The 19,026-nt window shown below is 44.2% G+C and carries 28 protein-coding genes; 12 read left to right on the forward strand and 16 right to left on the reverse strand.

The annotated features are described in order from the left end of the window. Positions 1–431 precede the first annotated feature (431 nt). From QUA56_RS15105 to QUA56_RS15125, 5 genes are all read left to right on the forward strand, one after another. Positions 432–4,427 carry a magnesium chelatase subunit H gene (locus tag QUA56_RS15105; protein WP_333358895.1) on the forward strand — a complete coding sequence of 1,332 codons (3,996 nt, stop codon included), beginning with the start codon at positions 432–434 and terminating at the stop codon, positions 4,425–4,427. A gap of 67 nt (positions 4,428–4,494) precedes the next feature. Beyond that, complete coding sequence (locus QUA56_RS15110) at positions 4,495–4,713, forward strand: DUF6888 family protein (protein ID WP_333237949.1); 219 nt, start codon at positions 4,495–4,497, stop codon at positions 4,711–4,713. After that, positions 4,710–4,913, forward strand: a complete 204-nt coding sequence (locus QUA56_RS15115) for a DUF6887 family protein (RefSeq protein WP_333358897.1) — start codon at positions 4,710–4,712, stop codon at positions 4,911–4,913. The genes QUA56_RS15110 and QUA56_RS15115 overlap by 4 nt, the downstream gene beginning before the upstream one ends. Positions 4,914–5,023: 110 nt before the next feature. Continuing rightward, the gene (locus QUA56_RS15120) at positions 5,024–5,599 is read left to right on the forward strand and encodes a Uma2 family endonuclease (protein WP_333358899.1); all 576 of its coding nucleotides are present in this window, start codon (positions 5,024–5,026) and stop codon (positions 5,597–5,599) included. Between the two features lie 92 nt (positions 5,600–5,691). After that, positions 5,692–6,339 carry a Uma2 family endonuclease gene (locus QUA56_RS15125; protein WP_333358901.1) on the forward strand — a complete coding sequence of 216 codons (648 nt, stop codon included), beginning with the start codon at positions 5,692–5,694 and terminating at the stop codon, positions 6,337–6,339. A 183-nt stretch (positions 6,340–6,522) separates the two neighbouring features. On the opposite strand, the gene QUA56_RS15130 is transcribed toward QUA56_RS15125, so the two are convergent. Then, complete coding sequence (locus tag QUA56_RS15130; protein WP_333358903.1) at positions 6,523–7,899, reverse strand: ATP-binding protein; 1,377 nt, start codon at positions 7,897–7,899, stop codon at positions 6,523–6,525. A gap of 117 nt (positions 7,900–8,016) precedes the next feature. Between QUA56_RS15130 and QUA56_RS15135 the strand changes: the two genes are divergently transcribed. The 4 genes from QUA56_RS15135 (at position 8,017) to QUA56_RS15150 (ending at position 9,727) form a co-directional block, all read left to right on the forward strand. Then, the gene (locus tag QUA56_RS15135) at positions 8,017–8,157 is read left to right on the forward strand and encodes a hypothetical protein (protein WP_333358905.1); all 141 of its coding nucleotides are present in this window, start codon (positions 8,017–8,019) and stop codon (positions 8,155–8,157) included. Between the two features lie 337 nt (positions 8,158–8,494). Continuing rightward, positions 8,495–8,767, forward strand: a complete 273-nt coding sequence (locus tag QUA56_RS15140) for a hypothetical protein (RefSeq protein WP_333358907.1) — start codon at positions 8,495–8,497, stop codon at positions 8,765–8,767. After that, entirely contained in the window at positions 8,755–8,901 is a 147-nt protein-coding gene (locus tag QUA56_RS15145; protein WP_333358908.1) for a hypothetical protein, read from the forward strand. Before QUA56_RS15140 ends, QUA56_RS15145 begins: the two co-directional genes overlap by 13 nt. Positions 8,902–8,923: 22 nt before the next feature. After that, positions 8,924–9,727, forward strand: coding sequence for a CFI-box-CTERM domain-containing protein (locus QUA56_RS15150; protein WP_333358910.1), 804 nt, complete (start codon positions 8,924–8,926; stop codon positions 9,725–9,727). Between the two features lie 76 nt (positions 9,728–9,803). Here QUA56_RS15150 and QUA56_RS15155 read toward each other — a convergent pair whose 3' ends face one another. The 13 genes from QUA56_RS15155 to QUA56_RS15210 all read right to left on the reverse strand — a co-directional run bounded on the left by QUA56_RS15155 (position 9,804) and on the right by QUA56_RS15210 (position 13,482). Then, on the reverse strand, positions 9,804–10,058 hold the full coding sequence (locus QUA56_RS15155; protein ID WP_333199747.1) for a ParE family toxin-like protein: 255 nt from the start codon (positions 10,056–10,058) through the stop codon (positions 9,804–9,806). Beyond that, positions 10,058–10,258 carry a hypothetical protein gene (locus QUA56_RS15160; RefSeq protein ID WP_333358912.1) on the reverse strand — a complete coding sequence of 67 codons (201 nt, stop codon included), beginning with the start codon at positions 10,256–10,258 and terminating at the stop codon, positions 10,058–10,060. The genes QUA56_RS15155 and QUA56_RS15160 overlap by 1 nt, the downstream gene beginning before the upstream one ends. A gap of 120 nt (positions 10,259–10,378) precedes the next feature. Continuing rightward, on the reverse strand, positions 10,379–10,639 hold the full coding sequence (locus tag QUA56_RS15165) for a type II toxin-antitoxin system RelE/ParE family toxin (RefSeq protein ID WP_333358914.1): 261 nt from the start codon (positions 10,637–10,639) through the stop codon (positions 10,379–10,381). After that, complete coding sequence (locus QUA56_RS15170; RefSeq protein ID WP_333358915.1) at positions 10,639–10,854, reverse strand: hypothetical protein; 216 nt, start codon at positions 10,852–10,854, stop codon at positions 10,639–10,641. Before QUA56_RS15170 ends, QUA56_RS15165 begins: the two co-directional genes overlap by 1 nt. A gap of 70 nt (positions 10,855–10,924) precedes the next feature. Further along, complete coding sequence (locus QUA56_RS15175; RefSeq protein WP_333358917.1) at positions 10,925–11,209, reverse strand: hypothetical protein; 285 nt, start codon at positions 11,207–11,209, stop codon at positions 10,925–10,927. Between the two features lie 34 nt (positions 11,210–11,243). Next, positions 11,244–11,438: a PIN domain-containing protein gene (locus tag QUA56_RS36840; RefSeq protein ID WP_445242912.1), complete on the reverse strand. Its 195-nt coding sequence runs from the start codon at positions 11,436–11,438 to the stop codon at positions 11,244–11,246. Further along, positions 11,413–11,610, reverse strand: coding sequence for a hypothetical protein (locus tag QUA56_RS15180; RefSeq protein ID WP_333358919.1), 198 nt, complete (start codon positions 11,608–11,610; stop codon positions 11,413–11,415). Before QUA56_RS15180 ends, QUA56_RS36840 begins: the two co-directional genes overlap by 26 nt. Beyond that, entirely contained in the window at positions 11,610–11,996 is a 387-nt protein-coding gene (locus QUA56_RS15185; protein ID WP_333358921.1) for a hypothetical protein, read from the reverse strand. Before QUA56_RS15185 ends, QUA56_RS15180 begins: the two co-directional genes overlap by 1 nt. Next, positions 11,983–12,234 carry a type II toxin-antitoxin system RelE family toxin gene (locus tag QUA56_RS15190; protein ID WP_015178207.1) on the reverse strand — a complete coding sequence of 84 codons (252 nt, stop codon included), beginning with the start codon at positions 12,232–12,234 and terminating at the stop codon, positions 11,983–11,985. Before QUA56_RS15190 ends, QUA56_RS15185 begins: the two co-directional genes overlap by 14 nt. Continuing rightward, positions 12,231–12,473, reverse strand: a complete 243-nt coding sequence (locus QUA56_RS15195) for a hypothetical protein (protein WP_333234004.1) — start codon at positions 12,471–12,473, stop codon at positions 12,231–12,233. The genes QUA56_RS15190 and QUA56_RS15195 overlap by 4 nt, the downstream gene beginning before the upstream one ends. Before the next feature lie 46 nt (positions 12,474–12,519). Continuing rightward, positions 12,520–12,657 (reverse strand): hypothetical protein, encoded by a 138-nt coding sequence (locus QUA56_RS15200; RefSeq protein ID WP_333358924.1) that lies wholly within the window; start codon positions 12,655–12,657, stop codon positions 12,520–12,522. Positions 12,658–12,975: 318 nt separating this feature from the next. Further along, a complete protein-coding gene (locus tag QUA56_RS15205) occupies positions 12,976–13,257 on the reverse strand; it encodes a DUF5615 family PIN-like protein (protein ID WP_333358982.1) in 282 nt (93 codons plus the stop codon). Beyond that, a complete protein-coding gene (locus QUA56_RS15210; RefSeq protein WP_333358926.1) occupies positions 13,258–13,482 on the reverse strand; it encodes a DUF433 domain-containing protein in 225 nt (74 codons plus the stop codon). Between the two features lies 1 nt (position 13,483). On the opposite strand from QUA56_RS15210, the gene QUA56_RS15215 reads away from it, so the two are divergent. Continuing rightward, complete coding sequence (locus QUA56_RS15215; RefSeq protein WP_333358928.1) at positions 13,484–13,624, forward strand: hypothetical protein; 141 nt, start codon at positions 13,484–13,486, stop codon at positions 13,622–13,624. A gap of 154 nt (positions 13,625–13,778) precedes the next feature. Here QUA56_RS15215 and QUA56_RS15220 read toward each other — a convergent pair whose 3' ends face one another. Next, a complete protein-coding gene (locus QUA56_RS15220; RefSeq protein ID WP_333358930.1) occupies positions 13,779–15,899 on the reverse strand; it encodes a BamA/TamA family outer membrane protein in 2,121 nt (706 codons plus the stop codon). Between the two features lie 155 nt (positions 15,900–16,054). Then, positions 16,055–16,255, reverse strand: a complete 201-nt coding sequence (locus QUA56_RS15225; protein WP_332959381.1) for a hypothetical protein — start codon at positions 16,253–16,255, stop codon at positions 16,055–16,057. Between the two features lie 158 nt (positions 16,256–16,413). Between QUA56_RS15225 and QUA56_RS15230 the strand changes: the two genes are divergently transcribed. Both QUA56_RS15230 and QUA56_RS15235 read left to right on the forward strand, forming a co-directional pair. Continuing rightward, the gene (locus QUA56_RS15230; RefSeq protein ID WP_333358933.1) at positions 16,414–17,244 is read left to right on the forward strand and encodes an alpha/beta hydrolase; all 831 of its coding nucleotides are present in this window, start codon (positions 16,414–16,416) and stop codon (positions 17,242–17,244) included. A 213-nt stretch (positions 17,245–17,457) separates the two neighbouring features. Continuing rightward, positions 17,458–18,939 carry an ATP-binding protein gene (locus QUA56_RS15235; RefSeq protein WP_333358935.1) on the forward strand — a complete coding sequence of 494 codons (1,482 nt, stop codon included), beginning with the start codon at positions 17,458–17,460 and terminating at the stop codon, positions 18,937–18,939. The last annotated feature ends 87 nt before the right edge of the window (positions 18,940–19,026 follow it).

The following is a 19,026-nucleotide window of genomic DNA, read 5'->3' on the forward strand; positions in this document are numbered from 1 at the left end:
CCAGGTTGATGAAGTGTAGGGACAAAGGCCAAAGCCTTAGTCCCTACGGGGATAGAACGATAGGCGGGCGGTACTTCATAAACGTGGAATCTGCTGTTAATTGCTCGATCGCCTGTTCGATCGGTTCTACAAAACTTGGAACTTTTTTCAGGATTTCTTCCTCAATGGTTGGTTAATTTTTAATTATTTTTATCTAACTATTAATCGTATACATAGTTTGACATAAAAGTCAAGTAAAATTTTGTAAATAAAATATGGAGTATTTGCTCAAGGAATTTATCAAAAAATGTAACGAAAAGTTGCCATAAATTTGTCGAATTGTGTCATGTGCAGGCTCAAATCGCCTAATGGCAAGCGTTTTCTGGTAAAAATGCTTATGGGATAAAAAATTCCCGATTCCCGAAAACAGCATCTTAAAGGAGCCTAACCGGATGTTCACTCACGTCAAGCCCACCATTCGCCACGTTGTGCCGGAAAACTTGCAGGGGCGATCGCTCATGAAGGTGGTCTATGTCGTACTGGAACCGCAGTATCAAAGCGCCCTGTCGGCAGCGGTTCGATCGATAAACCAGAAAAATCCGAATCTGGCAATAGAAATCAGCGGCTACCTGATCGAGGAACTCCGCAGCCCGGAAAATTACGAGGCCTTCAAGCGGGATGTGGCAGATGCCAATGTATTTATTGCTTCTCTAATTTTCATCGAAGATTTGGCCGAAAAAGTGGTAGCGGCAGTTGAACCGCTGCGCGACAGCTTGGATGTCGCCGTCGTCTTCCCGTCGATGCCAGGGGTGATGCGGCTCAATAAAATGGGCAGTTTCTCGATGGCACAGTTGGGACAAAGCAAAAGTGCGATCGGCGAATTCATGAAAAAACGGAAGGAAAAATCCGGGAGTTCCTTCCAAGACGGAATGCTGAAACTGCTGCAAACTTTGCCGAAAGTGCTGAAATATTTGCCGATCGACAAAGCCCAAGATGCGCGCAACTTCATGCTGAGTTTCCAGTATTGGCTGGGCGGTTCCCAAGAAAACTTGGAAAACTTCTTGCTGATGCTGTCACATAAATATGTATTCAAAGGCCAGGAACAGCTAACTTTTCAAGATCCCGTTGTTTACCCGGACATGGGAATTTGGCATCCTTTGGCACCAGAAATGTTTGAGGATGTAAAAGGATATCTCACCTGGTACAACGCCCGCAAAGATATTTCGGCAGACCTCAAAGACCCCCTCGCACCTTGCATCGGGTTGGTGTTGCAGCGGACTCACTTAGTCACGGGAGATGACGCGCACTATGTAGCAATGGTGCAGGAATTGGAGGCAATGGGGGCGCGGGTGGTGCCGATTTTTGCCGGCGGTTTGGACTTCTCGAAACCCGTCGAAACTTTTTTCTTGGAAGTTGGGGCGAAAGGTGTTGCACCGCTGCCAATAATTGATGCGGTGGTTTCTCTGACTGGTTTTGCGCTGGTGGGCGGCCCGGCGAGACAAGATCACCCGAAGGCGATCGAATCTTTGAAAAAATTAAATCGCCCTTACATGGTGGCTTTGCCGCTGGTTTTCCAAACGACGGAAGAGTGGGAAAATAGCGATTTAGGCTTGCACCCGATTCAAGTTGCTTTGCAAATTGCCATTCCCGAGTTGGATGGCGCGATCGAACCGATTATTTTGTCGGGAAGAGACGGCGCAACTGGCAAGGCGATCGCCCTGCAAGATAGAATCGAAGCAATTTCCCAGCGGGCAATGAAGTGGGCAATGCTGCGCCGCAAACCGAAATTAGATAAGAAAGTTGCGATTACAATTTTCAGTTTTCCCCCCGATAAAGGCAACGTCGGAACAGCAGCATATTTAGATGTTTTCGGCTCGATTTATGAAGTAATGAAAGGCTTAAAAGGCAACGGCTACGACTTGCCAGAATTGCCAGATTCCGCCGAAAAACTGATGCAAGAAGTCATCCACGACGCAACAGCCCAATACCAAACTCCCGAATTGAATATTGCTTACCGGATGTCCGTAGCCGAGTATGAAGAATTCACTCCTTACTCGGAACGCTTGCAAGAAAATTGGGGCCCGCCTCCGGGACATTTGAACAGCGACGGACAAAATTTGCTGATTTTCGGCAAACATTTCGGCAATGTGTTTATCGGAGTGCAACCTACTTTTGGATACGAAGGCGATCCGATGCGGTTGTTATTCTCTCGTTCCGCCAGCCCGCACCACGGTTTTGCTGCTTACTACACATATTTGGAGCGCATTTGGGGTGCGGATGCGGTGCTGCATTTTGGCACTCACGGTTCCCTAGAATTCATGCCCGGTAAGCAGATGGGAATGTCTGGGGATTGTTATCCCGACAGTTTGATCGGCAAAATTCCCAATATCTATTATTACGCCGCCAACAATCCCAGCGAGGCAACAATTGCCAAGCGCCGCAGTTATGCTGAAACAATCAGTTATCTGACTCCTCCGGCTGAAAATGCTGGTTTGTACAAAGGTTTGCAGGAACTCAGCGAGTTAATTGCTTCTTATCAAACGTTGAAAGAGACTGGGCGCGCTGTGCCGATTGTGGATGCGATCGTCGAAAAATGCCGTTTGGTGAATTTGGACAAAGATATTGCGCTACCTCCCGAACAAGAAAGAGGGGTTGCTGCGGGCATGACTGCCGAGGAACGGGACAATTTAGTTGGCTTGGTTTACCGCAAGTTGATGGAGATTGAGTCGCGGTTGTTACCTTGCGGTTTGCACATTATCGGTAAGCCGCCGACTGCTGAAGAGGCGATCGCAACTTTGGTGAATATCGCCAATTTAGACCGCGAAGAAGATGGACTGATCGGCTTGCCGCGAATTATCGCTAACAGTCTGGGACGCGATATCGGCGAAATTTACACTAACAGCGACAAAGGCATTTTAACTGATGTTGAATTGCTGCAAAATATCACCTTGGCTTGTCGGGATGCCGTTTCTGCTTTGGTGAAGGAACAAACCGATGCTGATGGTAGAGTTTCCCTGGTTTCCAAGTTGAATTTCTTCAACATGGGCAAGAAAACACCTTGGATTGATGCCTTGCACGGCGCCGATTACAAAAAGGTCGATCCAGAACCGATTAAACCGCTGTTTGAGTATCTGGAATTCTGCTTGCAGCAAGTTTGTGCCGACAACGAATTAGGCGCTTTGTTGCGCGCGTTAGAAGGCGAGTATATTCTGCCTGGCCCCGGTGGCGATCCGATTCGCAACCCGGATGTTTTGCCGACGGGCAAGAATATGCACGCTTTGGACCCGCAGTCAATCCCTACAACGGGGGCGGTTAAGTCTGCTAAGCTTGTAGTCGATCGGCTGTTAGAAAGACAGCGCGTTGATAACGGCGGAAATTACCCAGAAACGATCGCCGTTGTGTTGTGGGGAACCGACAACATCAAGACTTACGGTGAATCCCTCGCCCAAGTAATGTGGATGGTGGGAGTGAAGCCTGTTCCCGACGCATTGGGCCGGGTAAACAAACTCGAATTGCTTTCTTTAGAAGAGTTAGGACGCCCTCGGATCGACGTAGTAATTAACTGTTCCGGCGTATTCCGCGACTTGTTCATCAACCAAATGAATTTGTTAGATAAAGCCGTGAAAATGGCAGCGGAAGCCGACGAACCGTTAGAGATGAACTTCGTCCGCAAACACGCATTGAAGCAAGCCGAAGAAATGGGAATTAACCTGCGACAAGCAGCAACCCGCGTATTTTCCAATGCGTCCGGTTCCTATTCATCTAACGTCAACTTGGCGGTGGAAAACAGCACTTGGGAAAGCGAAGCCGAGTTGCAGGAAATGTATTTAGCCCGCAAATCCTTCGCCTTTTCTTCCGACAATCCCGGAACAATGGAACAAGACAGGCAGATTTTTGAATCATCCTTGAAAACTGCGGAAGTTACCTTCCAGAACTTGGATTCTGCGGAGATTTCGCTAACCGACGTGTCGCACTATTTCGACTCAGATCCGACAAAATTGATCGGCAGTTTGCGCGGGGATGGGAAGCAACCGGCATCCTTTGTTGCTGATACAACTACAGCCAACGCGCAGGTACGGACGCTATCAGAAACCGTGCGTTTAGATTCGCGGACTAAGCTGCTGAATCCGAAGTGGTACGAGGGGATGTTGTCGCACGGTTATGAAGGCGTGCGGGAGATTTCTAAGCGTCTGGTGAATACGACTGGATGGAGTGCGACTGCGGGCGCGGTGGATAATTGGGTGTATGAGGATGTCAACACTACGTTTATCCAAGATGAGGAGATGCAGAAGCGTTTGCTTAATTTGAATCCTCATTCTTTCCGCAAGATTGTGAGCACTTTGCTTGAGGTGAATGGCCGGGGTTATTGGGAGACTTCGGAGAGTAATTTGGATCGTCTGCGTGAACTTTATCAGGAGGTGGAAGATAGGATTGAGGGGGTAGAATAGAGTTATAATGTACTAGAGCAGGCATCTGGCCTGCTCTCCCTTTTATTTGGGTGGATAAAATGACTGTTTGCAACTACTTGGAGTCGATTACGATCGGTGTATGAGGGAACCAACGGCAGAACAGTTACGGAGTTTATATCGGCTGTGTCATCTACTTACGAACGTTATGTTCCACCCAATTCACATAGTGCGTTTAGATGAACGGACTCTTAATCTATTTATCTTAGCAGGACAAAGCGAAGAAATTGAGCTTGAAATTCAACCTGATGGGAGTATTGAGCCATGAGTAATCTCAATTATGCTGCAATGAGCGATCGGGAACTAAAGCGATACATTCTCACCCATCGAGACGATCGCGAAGCTTTCTATGCCTATATGGATCGGCGGCATTCCCGCCCTCGCAAAGTGACTGTAAAACTTGACGATCCAGCTTGGCAAGAGAAAATAATATCAGCTATTGGGGTGCAGTTAAAGTCTGCTAATTAATGCAGACAATGGTTTACATTGCCCTTAAACCTACCAGCGATCGCCCTCGCAACTCAGTCAATATGCTACAATCCCCAATAAAGGTCGTTTAGCCACGATAAAATACCGCTATGACTACCCTCACCCTCAACCTGAATCCAATTATTAAGCTGACAGACGATCAGTTTTTCCAACTCTGTCAGGAGAATGAAAATATTAGATTGGAACGCACAGCTAAGGGAGAATTAATTATCATGTCACCAGCAGGAGGAGAAACTGGAAACAGCAATGCAGGATTAACAGCACAAATTTGGAATTGGAATCAGCAAAATAAATTGGGTAAAGTGTTTGATTCCTCAACAGGATTCAAACTTTCTAATGGGGCCGATCGCTCTCCTGACTCTTCTTGGGTAAAATTAGAACGCTGGGATGCTTTGACTCCCGAACAACAAAAGAAATTTCCGCCGATTTGTCCTGATTTTGTCGTCGAGTTAAGGTCTCCCAGCGATAGTTTGAAAGAAACTCAGGATAAGATGAAAGAATATCGAGATAACGGTGCAGTTTTAGGTTGGTTAATTAATCGAAAATCACGGCAAGTAGAAATTTACCGTCTGAATCAAGAAGTTGAAGTGCTAGAATCTCCAGCCACTGTATCAGGTGAAGATGTTCTCCCCGGATTTATTTTGAATCTTGAATCAATCTGGTAATGTCCGTGAAGCGAAGCTATCCCGCAGGGAATCGCACCTGTCCAATGTTGAAAAGAGTAAAATAGAGTTAAAGTTCTCGTGGAGTATTTGCAATGGTTCAAACCCTGGCGTACAGTAAAGAAGAGCTTGCAGGTTCTCACCTGGTTTTACATGATATCAGTTGGGAAACCTACGAACACTTGTTAGAAATATTTGCCGAACGTTCAACGCCGCGAATGACTTACTACCAAGGAACTTTAGAACTTATGGTACCTTTACCAGAACATGAAAGGTATAGCTGGACTCTCGGTAGGCTAATCGCAGCACTTTCTGAGGAAATTGGGATTGAAATTTTCGGCTTGAAATCATCAACTTGGCGTTCGGAACCCAAAAAAGCTGGTAACGAAGCTGATGAATGTTTTTATATTCAAAATGAAGCTTTAATGCGGGGAAAGTTAACTATTGATCTCAAAAATGACCCGCCGCCAGACTTAGCTGTGGAAATTGATTTGACTAGCTCATCTATCCATAAAATGGCGGTTTATGCGGAACTTAAAGTGCCGGAGGTTTGGATTTGGAAGCAGGGGAAACTAATAATTAACATTTTAAATGATACGGGTTATATCGAGTCGGAAACGAGTTTGGCATTTGCCTCGTTTCCTGTCAAAGAACTCGCACAGTTTATGCACCTAGACTCAGAAAAGGGAGAGAATGCGAGAATTAGAGAGTTTCGGGAATGGGTGCGATCGCACTTAAATTAAATCCGGGTTTGTTACCCGCTTTATGAAATACGATCGAATTTATTCTATCGAATAAAGACGGCGGTTGAAACCGCAACTACACGAACAAAGTCCGCCTGCGCGGACTAAGAATATTGAGTCCGATCGTCGAATAAAGACGGCGGTTGAAACCGCGTCTACACAAACAAAGTCCGCCTGCGCGGACTAAGAAGACTGAGTTTTTACATACTGTTTCAATACGGGATTCAAACTAAACAAAGTTATCTTTTCCTCTTCTATTGCTTCCAATAAAAAGCGATTTCCAAGAGCTCGCACTGCATTGACTATTTCTGACGGCGAAAAAGGTATTTTGTTGAAAATTTGCGACACAGCAACGGGTTCAGGTTGATTAGCCAGGTGAACCATCACTGCCAATTCTGGCTGTGTCAAACGCCCAAAAGGTTGAGATAACTGAGATTGCAACCCTTCATCTAAAATCGGCATCTCGCACTGCAAAAACTCAGAAACTCTCCCCCCAAACAAGTCTTGAATCAGCGTTGCAGTGAACTCCAACCACAGGGGATTGCCTTGATAAATGTCAATCAAAGTTGACCATGTTTCCTCATCGGATAACTTTTGTGAGTTCAAAATCTCTTTAGCTGCTTCTCCTAAACTTCCCAATACAAAACATCGCACGGGATGATTATCTTTTGATAATCTGGCTATTTCTCGGGGTTTTTCCCAACTATTCAATATCAAACAACTTTGATGACAAACTTCGGCAATTAGTTTAAAAAATAACTGATAATCTTCATGTCCAGTTTTATATTGTCCCGCTAGTTGCCCGCTGCCGAAAAGCATCTGCACGTCATCGAGGACAATCAGACATCGGTTTTTTCGCAGGTAATCGAGGATTTGGGCAATTTTGGTTTCGATGTTTTGGGGAATTTCTGATTGTTGGGAAAAGATTTGCAGCAGGTTGGTGAGGGTTGCATCGAGGGTTGGGGAAAAGCGGAGGCTGCGATAGATGACGTAATCGAATTGGGTTTTGATGCGATCGATCAGGCTTAGGGAGAGGGTTGTTTTGCCGATTCCGCTGATTCCGAGGAGGGCGATGAGGCGAGTGTGTTCCTGTGTTATCCAGTTTTCGAGGCTGGAGAGTTCGGAAGTGCGATCGAAGAAGCTGAAGATTTCGGGTGCATCGCCTAAGTCTATGTGGGGTTTTTTAGAGGTTTGTTGGGGGTTTTGGGGTTCTGTTGGACTTCTCGCCCTTTCTTGGCAAATATTGATGTTTTTAACAGTTATATTATCGCTTACGACAGATGATGAAAAATTAGTATAAAATTTAGCCCTTTCTAGTATTGCTCTAATATTTACTTTAGTAACGTCTTCGTCGAAGACCTTTGATAGTATCTTCCATAATTCAGAAGCAGCAACCCTAACATAACCTTCACTACAATCCCGGTCTTGCGCTACTTTTGTTGCATATTTTCGACCTTGGAGCACTTCTTTTAAAATAGCTTCTTGCAGGTCGTCTAAGTGCTTCCCTGTTGTGGAAAAAACTTTTTCATCAGCAAATCTTAAGACTTCCTTAAGCTCCATAGATCGCGTCTGGGGTAATTTTTAGTTATTATAACTTATTTTTTATAACTTTTTAGATAACATTACATAACATTTTCTAACGCGAGTGGGTGGGCGATGGGGAAATGGGGTCGTTGTATGATTTTTGGAGTAGAGGTTGGTTGCACTGAGGGCGATCGTGCTACATCCGGGCTTGTCGATATTTCTGGTATTTGCGGGGTGTCTGGGGTCAGTCCCGACATCTCTGACTTGCTCAACCTCATGAACATACCATATTAAGCGTTACAAAACTCAACCAAATGGAAACTGTCCCTGTAAAAATCTCAGATATTCGAGTCCCAAATAGAAGCGAACTCATTGAAGGAAAAATAAGGTCAATAGAAAATTCTCCTGATTCTATCTCTAGTCTGCTTCACGACGAAACAGATCCTATAACTCTCCATAAAGGTACACCACCTTACGAAGTTTATAGTGGAAGACACAGAGTTTATGTAGCCAACCAAAAGGGGATTAAGATAACTCCGGCGGTTTTCAATTGATCGGATATCACGCTTTTATCAGGAAAATGTTAGAGGCTTAATGAAACGTGATCGCTAGCATTGATAGCAAAGATTAAATGTTAGACGATAACTTCACCAAACCTGTTAGTCAGAGTTCAGTTAATACTGAGATTGAGTTTAAAATTATAAAAATCAAGGGAGTAGTTATGGCTAAAAAGCACATGGGTGAAGTTAAAAATCCAACAGGTTCCTCTTACGATTATTATTGGGACGAGGATACTGGTGAAGTCTATGTTGGTCCTAACTCTGCGGGTAAAGCCTCATCCGCTGAGGAAGCTTGGCGTAAAGCGAATTTCTACGCAACTACGCTTCAGAAATGGAAGGATTGATTGAGAAAAGTTGCGATCGTCCACATTTACAGGAAAAGTTAAAGGTTGGGCGATCGCTCCCTCGAATCTACTACACGGTAGTGGAAAGGATGGGAGAAGGTGTAGAGGGCGATGCTTCATCTCAGTATCATTAGTAATTAAAATCGGAGTATAAACATGATCAATATAATGGAAGCATATGGTATAAATCAATCCGTAATAGCGACAACAGAAGGCAAACAATATCAACAAGCTGGATACTATGATAAGGCTCTCAAACAATATAATTTTGCTTTAGGTATGTTTAGCTCTAATCTTGCTACATACGAGGATTCTGAAGTTTTGCTGGAAGATGAAATTACTCTACTTTTTTTGCTTTTTGACTTAGTAGAACAAATTAAGATTTGTTATGTTGAACTCAAGGAAATTCATAAACACTTCATATTTCTAGAAAATTCAATCGAAATAATAAAAACTCTTGGCAAATACGAAGATAAATTAAAGGTTGATGAATTTATTGCCTATAAAAATATAAGTAAATTAATAGAATTATCTGATGAAGACGCTTCGGTACTAGCTGAATTTAGAGCCGAATTTAAAAATACATCTCAATTCATTGATAATTCAGACGATCTAATATTCAGAGAACTGTGTTCAGAATTTGATAAATGTTGCTCCTATAGAAAATGTCTTTTGCCGTCCAGAGGTGTTAGTATTAGTAGTTCTAGTTCTAGTAGCTCTTGCTTCATCGCCACAGCAGCTTACTCCAATTCCACACACCCAGACATCGACACCTTCCGCAATTTTCGCGACAAAAAACTTTTAACCAATCCTGTTGGTCTAAGGTTAGTCAGCCTATACTACAATATCAGCCCTAGCATCGCTAACTATGTGAAGAGGCAACCAGTCATCAAAAGCTTTTTAAGACAACAGCTAGAGCGTTTAGCTGAGTGGATGCGTAGCCGAGAAGTTAAAAGTTAGTACAGTTTTAAAAAGAACTATTTAACAAGCAGTGGGGAAAAGCGAGCGCCCTTATTTCCCCAAAGTACGATGGCCCTTATTTTCCTATCAGCCGATCGTACTCTGCGTGAGTACCAATCCAAAACCACAAAATACCTGTTTTAATTTCAATACCCAACGCCCGATAAGCTTGTCCGGCCCTTACAGACCAATAATTACCAACCTTCTTAAAATGCAGAGAAGGATGAGACGGATCTGCCTTCAGCAACTCATAACACTGATCTGCTGTAGCTTGTACATTTGATGGCAAAGCATTGTAACAATCCCAAAATTTTCGAGTAGTGTAGTGCATTAAATCTCTCGATAGTTACCACTCTCAAAATCTGCGATCGCCTCGGCTGCTAAAGCATCAAGTTTCCCCTCAGCAATATCTTTATCTAACTGAAGATCCCATCTTTGGTAATCCAAATTTAGAAACCACTCTAACAACTCTCCAATCTTGTTGGGCGGAAGTTGGAGAATCGCATTTTCTATCTGTTCAATAGTCAACATAAGCTATCTTAACTTACACTAAATTTCGTTGATTTTTTTGCTTGTTATTTATTATATCTCAATTCGGGATTCGGGGAAAAGCGATCGCCCTTATCTTCCCAAAGTGCGATCGCCCTTCAGTTAATCATAAATTTCTCTCCGGTGTCCAATCTGGTTAATAGTAATCACCTTTAAATCATCATCAAAAGAATAAATTACCCGATAATCACCCACTCTTAACTTAAAGAAACCTGCCAGATTAGCCGACAACGGCATAGGAGTAATTTGTTCAAAATTTTCAGCCAACCAATTGATTTTATTACCTATACGCTCCTGGACAGCCTGAGTCAATCTTTCTTGGTTAACCAGAGCTTCTGCTGTCAACTCAACGGAATAGCTCATTACGATTTTAGGCCGAGTTTTTGATAAACTTCCCCAGGTTCGACGCTACTTTCTCCTGCTTGTTTGCGCTTCATTGACTCTAACAATTTCTGCTTGACTTCTTCCTTAACTTCTAAACCTGCATCAGGATCGCCCAAATATTCTTCTAAACACTGTTCCACGGTATGCCGAATCAAGTCTCGCAGTTGCTCAACTGTCATATCTTTGACTTGCATCTTAATCTCCTAGTTTGTGGGATTATCAATAAATTATAGCAACTTTAGTACAGTTGTCCCTGTAACTGAGCTATCCATTCCATGAATCTCGTTCCTGATTCACATACTCTTGAGCATCAATTCTATTCCACATTTCCTCACCCAACCCTTCTAATTCTAAAATGCTTCGCTTAGGTTGAGCCTGAACCCGGTGACGAACATATACTAATAATTCAGAGATAAGTCGCAGTTGCTCATCTGGTGCAAGTCTTAGAACCTGAGTCAGTACCGTGCTGTAAGTAGACATAGACTCTGCATTAAGATTTTTTGGCTGATTGTCATTATAGCAATTTAGGAGCGAAGGAAGTACGATCACCCTTTTCTTCCCAACGTGCGATCGCCCCTCTTTCTTAAGCCTCAAACGGGTTAATCAGTGTGAGTTCAGGAATCCACCGAAAATCCCCTATATTTCTTGTTACTAAAGTTCTGTCATATACCAAAGCTGTTGCCGCAATAATAGCATCCCCAAGTGTCATTCTCCTGATCTGCCGCAACAGCACTGCGCGATCGAGTACAGTGTTAGAAATCGGTAGAACCTCCACCACGCCAAAAAAAATCTTCTAAGTACAATCTATACTCTTCAGTTAGCCGATGATAACCCAGCACTTCAACGTAACTTACTGCCGATACAACTATGTCATGTTCGCCAATAAACTGCCTAATCTGCGCGTGTTCTGGTTGAGAAGCGTAGATAATAATATTACTGTCAAGCAGCATTATTCATTCCTACCTGGAAGTGGACGATCTTGACGCAACTCTCGCTGCCATTCCACCGGATCGCTAATATCAGCAAAGACATTATTTGCTGCAATTTTTTCCAATATTTCAACTATTCTCTGACGGCGAAGCTCAGCACTTAAAGTCGATCGCTCTTCTTGTAAAGTAACGTAAACTTTGATAGGTACATCGCCCTGTCTTGGAACCTCATTAGCCCATTCTAAAAGGTTTCCCTTCAATATAGCCTCAAATATTCGCTGCATAGCTAATATCAACCCTTCTCTATTTTTATTATTATAGCTCTTTGATGACTGGCGAGCCCTTATTTTCCCTGCATTGCGATCGCCCTTATTTCCTAAAGTGCGATCGCCCTTATTTGTAAACATCTCCCCTAGAATTAATCGCAGTCACAACATATACTTGGTTTTCCCTGTCTTCTACAAAAAGTATCCGATATTTACCCACTCGCAGCCTTAATTCAGGACGACCTTTAAGTTGCTTAATGTCAAGCCCTCTATCGTCACTTACTAAAGTATCTAAAGCCTTGACAATTCGTACTTGGTCATCCGGTTGCATTCGCGATAAATAGCGTTCTGCTGCTTTCAGGAGAATGTAGTCAGTCAATTTTTTTCTCCAAATAGCTTCAATTTGAGTTCTTGGGAGGATATCCCCCGATCGCGACCAGCTTGGTAATCTTGCCAAGCAGCCTCGCTCTCTGCTATTTCTTCTGCTGAAATTACTTCATCATCTTCGGCAACTTCTTCCCGTAACTGAATCATCTTTTTCAAGTCTTCTAATAACCGCAGTTGGTCTGCAAGCGTGAGGCTTTTAACTTGATTCAGTACCTTGCTATAAGTAAACATAGACTTGGTTGTAAGAGTTTTTGCTTGCTCTCTATTATATCTCAATTTAAAATTTTGGGAAAAGCGATCGCCCTTTTCTTCCTAAAGTACGATCGCCCTTATCTTTCCCAAAGTACGATCGCCCTTTTCTTTGCAACACCAAACTAATTAACACCCTATAAGCTGTTGTGCACTTAAATTGCATATTTCGATCCCATATCAAAACTCGTCAAATCCTCTCCCCCTCTCCCCCTCTCCCCTTCTCCCCCTCTAATACCATAAACAATCTAGGTGAATAACAGCTTAGCCTTTCTCAGGTAGATGAGGTATGAGTATTAATTGGTAATGGAAGTTGATGGCGGTGCTTACCTCATTTAACTACATAAGCACAATTAAGAGGGCTAGAGCATCGACTACGTACCTCACTTACTTGAGAAACGCTATATATAAGCGGTTTTCTAAACCGATATCCATCAGGTTCTACAACCACAAATGCCCCTTTTAGTTCTACTTCAGAGTAATTTTATATAACTCCTGCTAGTTCCTTGTGAACTTCATTCACCATTTTAGGTAAGACTCGAAGGTAAATCACACCTGTTCCGATCGCCCTCACAAAAACAAGATTTCCGTAATCTCTGTCTCGCGTAACCAGGATGCGATTTTTTGCTTGCGCTACTCTCAGTATTTCTTCATCACTTGCTTGCGCTAGACCCATTTGAGCGACAACAATTACATCATGTCCTGCATCAATCAAAAACTTTGTGGTGACAGCATACACATCTCGATCTATCAGAAATTTCAGAATTTAAGCTAATGCCAAATGCACATCTTCAGCCGCCACCAGTGCGATCGCATACCGCAAGCACGCGCGAATATCATCCACTTCCAGATCGGGATAGTAGTCTCGGATAATTTCTCCAAAAGAAAGCCCTTCATTTAGTAATTCGAGAACGCTCTGTACAGTAATGCGCGTACCCATTATGCAAGGCTTGCCGAAGTTAATTTGAGGGTTAACGGAGATTCTGTCCATTTTGACCGCAGAGCTATATGTCTCTTCTATTTTAAGTCATCAGCTAGGCGATCGCAATTTGTCTTTTTTCACGCTTCTGACCGATCGCCCTTATCTTCCCTGGATTGCGATCGCCCTTATCTTTCCCTGCATTGCGATTTAGTTTGGAAGGTTAAACTCTATGGAAGTCATATATTTTTGAATAATAGCGATCGCACTATTTGATTATTTACCAATCAGTTCTCAAAATATGCGTAGGCGACAGCAGAGGCGTTAGCCATCGCCTCTGCTGCTTAGGAACCAGTTAACTGCCTAATTCAAAATCGCTGCTTCGTGCCGAGTACAAATTTGATTTCGCCGGAGTCGCTAACTCCCATATCTAAGCGAATTAATCCAAAGGACGATCGCACCCTCACACCCACCCCAACACCCGCCCCAGTCCCCGGTTTGTCCCTGACTACCGCCGGTTTTCCCAAAACGCTGTCTCCCGTTCCCAAATCCGACGCAAAATCAACAAATATTACGCCGCCAACATCCTGACCCACAGGAAACCGATATTCGCCGGAAGCTAAAAAATAACTCCGGCCGCTGCCAATATCCCCGCTATCGTAACCCCGCACGGAATTGCGACCGCCGAGGCGAAAAGCTTCCGTTGGTGGCAAATCCCCGATTACCGTCCCGCCTTGCAAGTTAAAAGCCAACATTTCTGGTAAGGCTTCGGACTCGCTGATGCCCAGCAAAGTTAGCGGTACATACTGTATATAATTTGCCAACAGGCGGTTGCTCACAATGTTACCTCGTCCCAGAGGTATCGACTGCTCGGTGCTGAGGCTGAGAATCGAGCCGCTGGTTGGGTTGAAGGGATTGTCGCGCCGATCGAGCATCGCGCCAAAAGAAACTGTGTATAACTCGTCAACGCCGCTGCCGCTGAATGTGAGAGGATTGCCGAGTTCGTCGCGGCGGGCGATATTTAAGTTGCGATCGCGCGTGCTGATATTTGTATAATTTAATCCCAAAGTCGATTGCCAGTCGCCCAAAGGTCTGGTAAACCTGAGATTTCCCCCCATCCGAATTTCCCGAACCCGATCCCCGTTGGGCAAATCAATATCTTTGTTGAAAATTTCCGATATTCTGCGATCGCCAAAAGCTCTCACACTGTATCCCAAACGGTCTTCGGCGGCAACGTAAGGGCTGACAAACTGGACATCGTACTGGATACCTCGGAGGCTGGGCTCAAGTTCCACCGCCAGCCGCTGCGGGGTTGTTCCGAAAGTTCGATCGGTATATGAAAGCGGAACAGCAACGCCAACATCATCACTAAGACTGGCACTCACGCTAAAAGAGCGAGCCGATCGCTCTTGAACGTTGTAGATTACATTAACATCCGTGCCAACTTCTTCAGTAGAAACCGTAACCTTGTCAAACAATCCCAATTGCTGCAACTGCTGCAAATCCGATCGTACAACGGACGGGCTGTAGTTATCCCCCGCCTTGAGCTTGAGCTCGCCTCGGATAAAATCTTCCGAAATTCTGCCCTCAACCGGATTCCCTTTTTTATCAACAGCTTCGCCTCTGGAATTGACAAAGCGAATTTTCACCTCAGCAACGTAAAGGCCCTCAGCATTCCCCGCTTGAGTGATTTGTAGAGTACCGCCTAGCTGTCGGGCGTTGCTGTTTACTGGTTCCGGGATTTCGGCGTTGGCCGCGATCGTCGCCGGAGTTTTTAACAGAGATGTAAAATCTTTCTGGTGGCTGGACTTGAGTGATATCAATTCCGGTTGCACCGTCAGGTGATTGTTGACTGTTGACTGTTGGCTGTTGACTGTAGAAGGAGGGGTGGAAAAACTGAATGGTTGAGTGTTAACTGTTGACTCGATTTTATTATTTTGATGCAACCGGAAACGATATGAGGGCGATTCCCTAGGGGATAGCTGCGCCGCGGGTACTTCTACAGCAACTGCGAGCTCATCGGATGCCGGCAAATCCTGCAAAGTTGGACTCACCTGAGAGGTTGCACCATTCTCAATCAGCTTTTTATGAACAGGCATCTTGCCTGTTCCACAAAACAATTCATCTCTTGTGGGACGGGCATCTTGCCCTTTATGAACAGGCAAGATGCCTGTTCCACAAAACAATTCATCTGTTGTGGAACGGGCATCTTGCCCTTTATGAACAGGCAAGATGCCTGTTCCACAAAACAATTCATCTCTTGTGGGACGGGCATCTTGCCCGTTCTTGAGAATGGTGCCAGATGTGAGACTCACTTCATCCTCCTCCCTCTGTGCCCTTGTGGGACAGGCGTCTCGCCTGTCAATTTCTGCGGTTCCCTCTCTAAACTCCGCCTCAGTCGGTGCTGCACTCGGATCGATCGCCCGCGCCGCCAATTCACCGCCAGCCACCGCAGCCAAAGTCAAAAATGCAATAATCGGAATTCGCATAAAAATAAAATTAAAGCACACCCAACGCATATTACCCAAAACCGGGCCTCCTGCCTAATTAGCCGAAAAGAAACCCGGTATTTTTGAAGATACCGGGTTTCTGGATGCTGACATTTAGGAAAGTTTGATCGACCGCGGGCGATCGTAAAATTTGTTTAAAGAGCTTGTCGAGAAACACGTTTCTCAAAATGAGCCTGAGTCTGCTGCAACAGTTGTTCGCGACTATCCTTAGCGGTGGTAATGGTAGGGAGCAAGTTTCGAGCTTGTAAAGTCATGTGAAGCTGTAGGTGTGCTACGTACTCACTGACATCTTCGCGAAGAGAGCAAGCCGGGTACTGTTTTAAAGTAGAGTTCAAAGTGTTCTCCTGCTTTGAGTTTGCAGTATTTTCAAATAATAATAGAGACTATCACGCTATATTTCTCATTCTTTACTCCGTAATGAAGTTTAACCTTTGGACTGCTTTTTTGTTACAATTGTTTACAAATGTATCTTACCTATCAGGAGTCGATCCCCATGCAGTCTCAAGCACTTGTAGGACACAAGCACACATTAAGTACATTTGTCAATAGCACCACCCAAACAGCCGCGTACCTCGACATCGGGTGCGGCCTACCCTTATTGATGCTGCACGGTTTCTTCGGAGAAAAGACTTGCTGGCTGCCATTAATTGAGTTATTGCAATCTCAGTTTCGGTGCATCAGTTTAGATATGTTGGGTTTTGGAGAATCTAGCAAACCAGAAATCCGCTACGACGTAGCTGTAGAAGTTGCTTTTGTGCGGCAAGTTGTAGAACAACTAAATATCGAACCCTGCTGCATTATCGGACATTCTTTTGGCGGTTGGGTAGCATCTGCATATTCCCTAAAATATCCTAATTCAGTCAGCAGTTTAGTATTAGCAGCACCTGCGGGAATTCGGGACGATAGTTTTTGCGGTCAATACGATGCTTTGCGGCCGCTGCTGTGGGAAACAACCGCCGTTGATTGGGCCTTGCAGTTAGCCAAACCTTTTGCTAGTTTAGCGGGAAAAAGTGAGAAATTGCAGCAAATTTCCGGGTGGCGGCGGGAGTTAATGTCTCAACCAGTAGCAAGGTCATTTTTAATGAGCCGGATGCGGCCGGAAGACGCAGTTGATACAGTAGAAAAAGAAATTCACAAATTGCAAATTCCTACCTTAGTCATCGCCGCAGATAGCGACGAAACAATTCCTCTATGGCACTGTGAAACCTATGCCAACGAGATACCGGGTGCCGAGTTAGCAATTATTCCCAATGCCGCTCACGGGTTGCCGCAAACTCAAGCTCAAATCATGGCGAAGTTGATAGGTAAATTTTTGGATAATTAAGAAAAACTGTGCATCGAGCCGAATCCTAAAAATTGTGATATAGCAACTGCACCCGACGGTTATGACGTTCTTAATTGTACAAACCCATGCGGTCGATTCCTTCTTGCTTCTTCCTTCTGCTATGAGCCACCACTTGAAAATAATTGTATTTTACAATACTACTTTAATAGAAAATACAGCATATATTACTTACTGTATTCTACAAAAAATTTTATGGCGCTCAAATCTTGTGTCAGCACGAGCTACAGACATTTAGTTGAGTCGGGGATATTACCAATGGCGGCAATGAGCAACTACTTTAATCTGGAAGAAATTAGGAAAGCCAGAAAAATTAGTGCTGCGGTAATTAACATCAGCGGCCGCCAGCGAATGCTTTCCCAACGAACGGCTTTTTTTTGCATGAGGTTAGTTTGCTCTCAGAATGGGGTAGAAAGAGCAAAACTGCGGGGGAATTTGTTAGAGGCGATCGAGCTTATGGAAAAATCGCACCGCGACTTAATTAATACTGACAGTAGCATTAACTTAGTGAGTCGCCCTTCATCCACCGTTGAGGCAATGTATTTTGAGGCGCCGCTGTATCTAGACAAACAAATCCGCGAATATATCGATCGAATTAAAGCATTGGTGCAAGTTCCAGATGCCGAACTCAGGCTGGAAAATCCCCATCTGCTGTACATTGTCGAAGCTGCGGGCGGCGAATTGCTAGAAGCTTTCGATGCAGTGGTGAGTCAATACCAGCAAGAAAGCGAAATCGAACAAGTTGAAATCGACCTCAAACAGGTTGAACTTTATCAAGAAAGTTGTGCTGCTACCGCGAAAGCGGAAGCTCAAGCGGCCCAGCTCGATCGCGCACTTTGCGAACTCAAACAAACTCAAGCTCAACTCCTCCACAGCGAAAAAATGTCTTCGCTGGGATCGCTAATGGCTAGTATCGTCCACGAAATTAATAACCCAGTTAGTTTTATTTACGGCAACTTGAGCCATGCCGAAATTTATACTCAAGATTTGCTACACCTGCTGCGTCTCTATGGAGAATACTGTCCCAATCCCAGTCCCGAAATTAAAGCTCAAATCGAAGAGATGGATCTTGATTTTCTAGTTGAAGACTTGCCTAAAGTTATGTCTTCCATGCAAATTGGTTCCAGTCGCATTCGCGAAATTGTAAAATCTATGGGCAACTTTTCGCGAACGGATAACAGTAATATGACGCTGTGCGATTTGCAAGACAGCATTGACAGCACCGTGTTAATTTTGCGAAACCGTCTCAATTCTCAAATAGGTCGTCGCGAAATTCAAGTAGTTAAAAATTATGGAAAATTGCCTGCTGTAGAGTGTTATGGCGGACAGCTAAATCAAGTATTTATGAATCTAATTAGCAACGCGATCGATGCTTTGGACGAGGCCGCAGAAAATGAGCCCAATACTGCGCTAAAAATTTCTATCAGCACAGAATTAGCTGGGCCAGAGCGCGTGAGAGTGCGGATTGCTGACACGGGACTGGGAATGACAGCAAAGATAAAAGAACGAATGTTCGAGCAGTTTTTCACCACCAAGGAAATCGGTAAAGGTACCGGTTTAGGATTGTCTATTGTCTACAAAATCTTAGTAGACAATCACCGAGGAACGCTCAGGTGCGAGTCTGAACCGTCCAAGGGAACTGAGTTTATCATTGAACTGCCGGTGCAGCAAACTTAAGCAATTTACAAACATCCAAATTTATTTGTGTTAATTGTGGCATGGGCGTCCCGCCTGTGTTAATTGTGGTTAAAATTTACACATATC

This window comes from Microcoleus sp. N3A4, from assembly GCF_036701805.1.
Lineage (GTDB): Bacteria > Cyanobacteriota > Cyanobacteriia > Cyanobacteriales > Microcoleaceae > Microcoleus.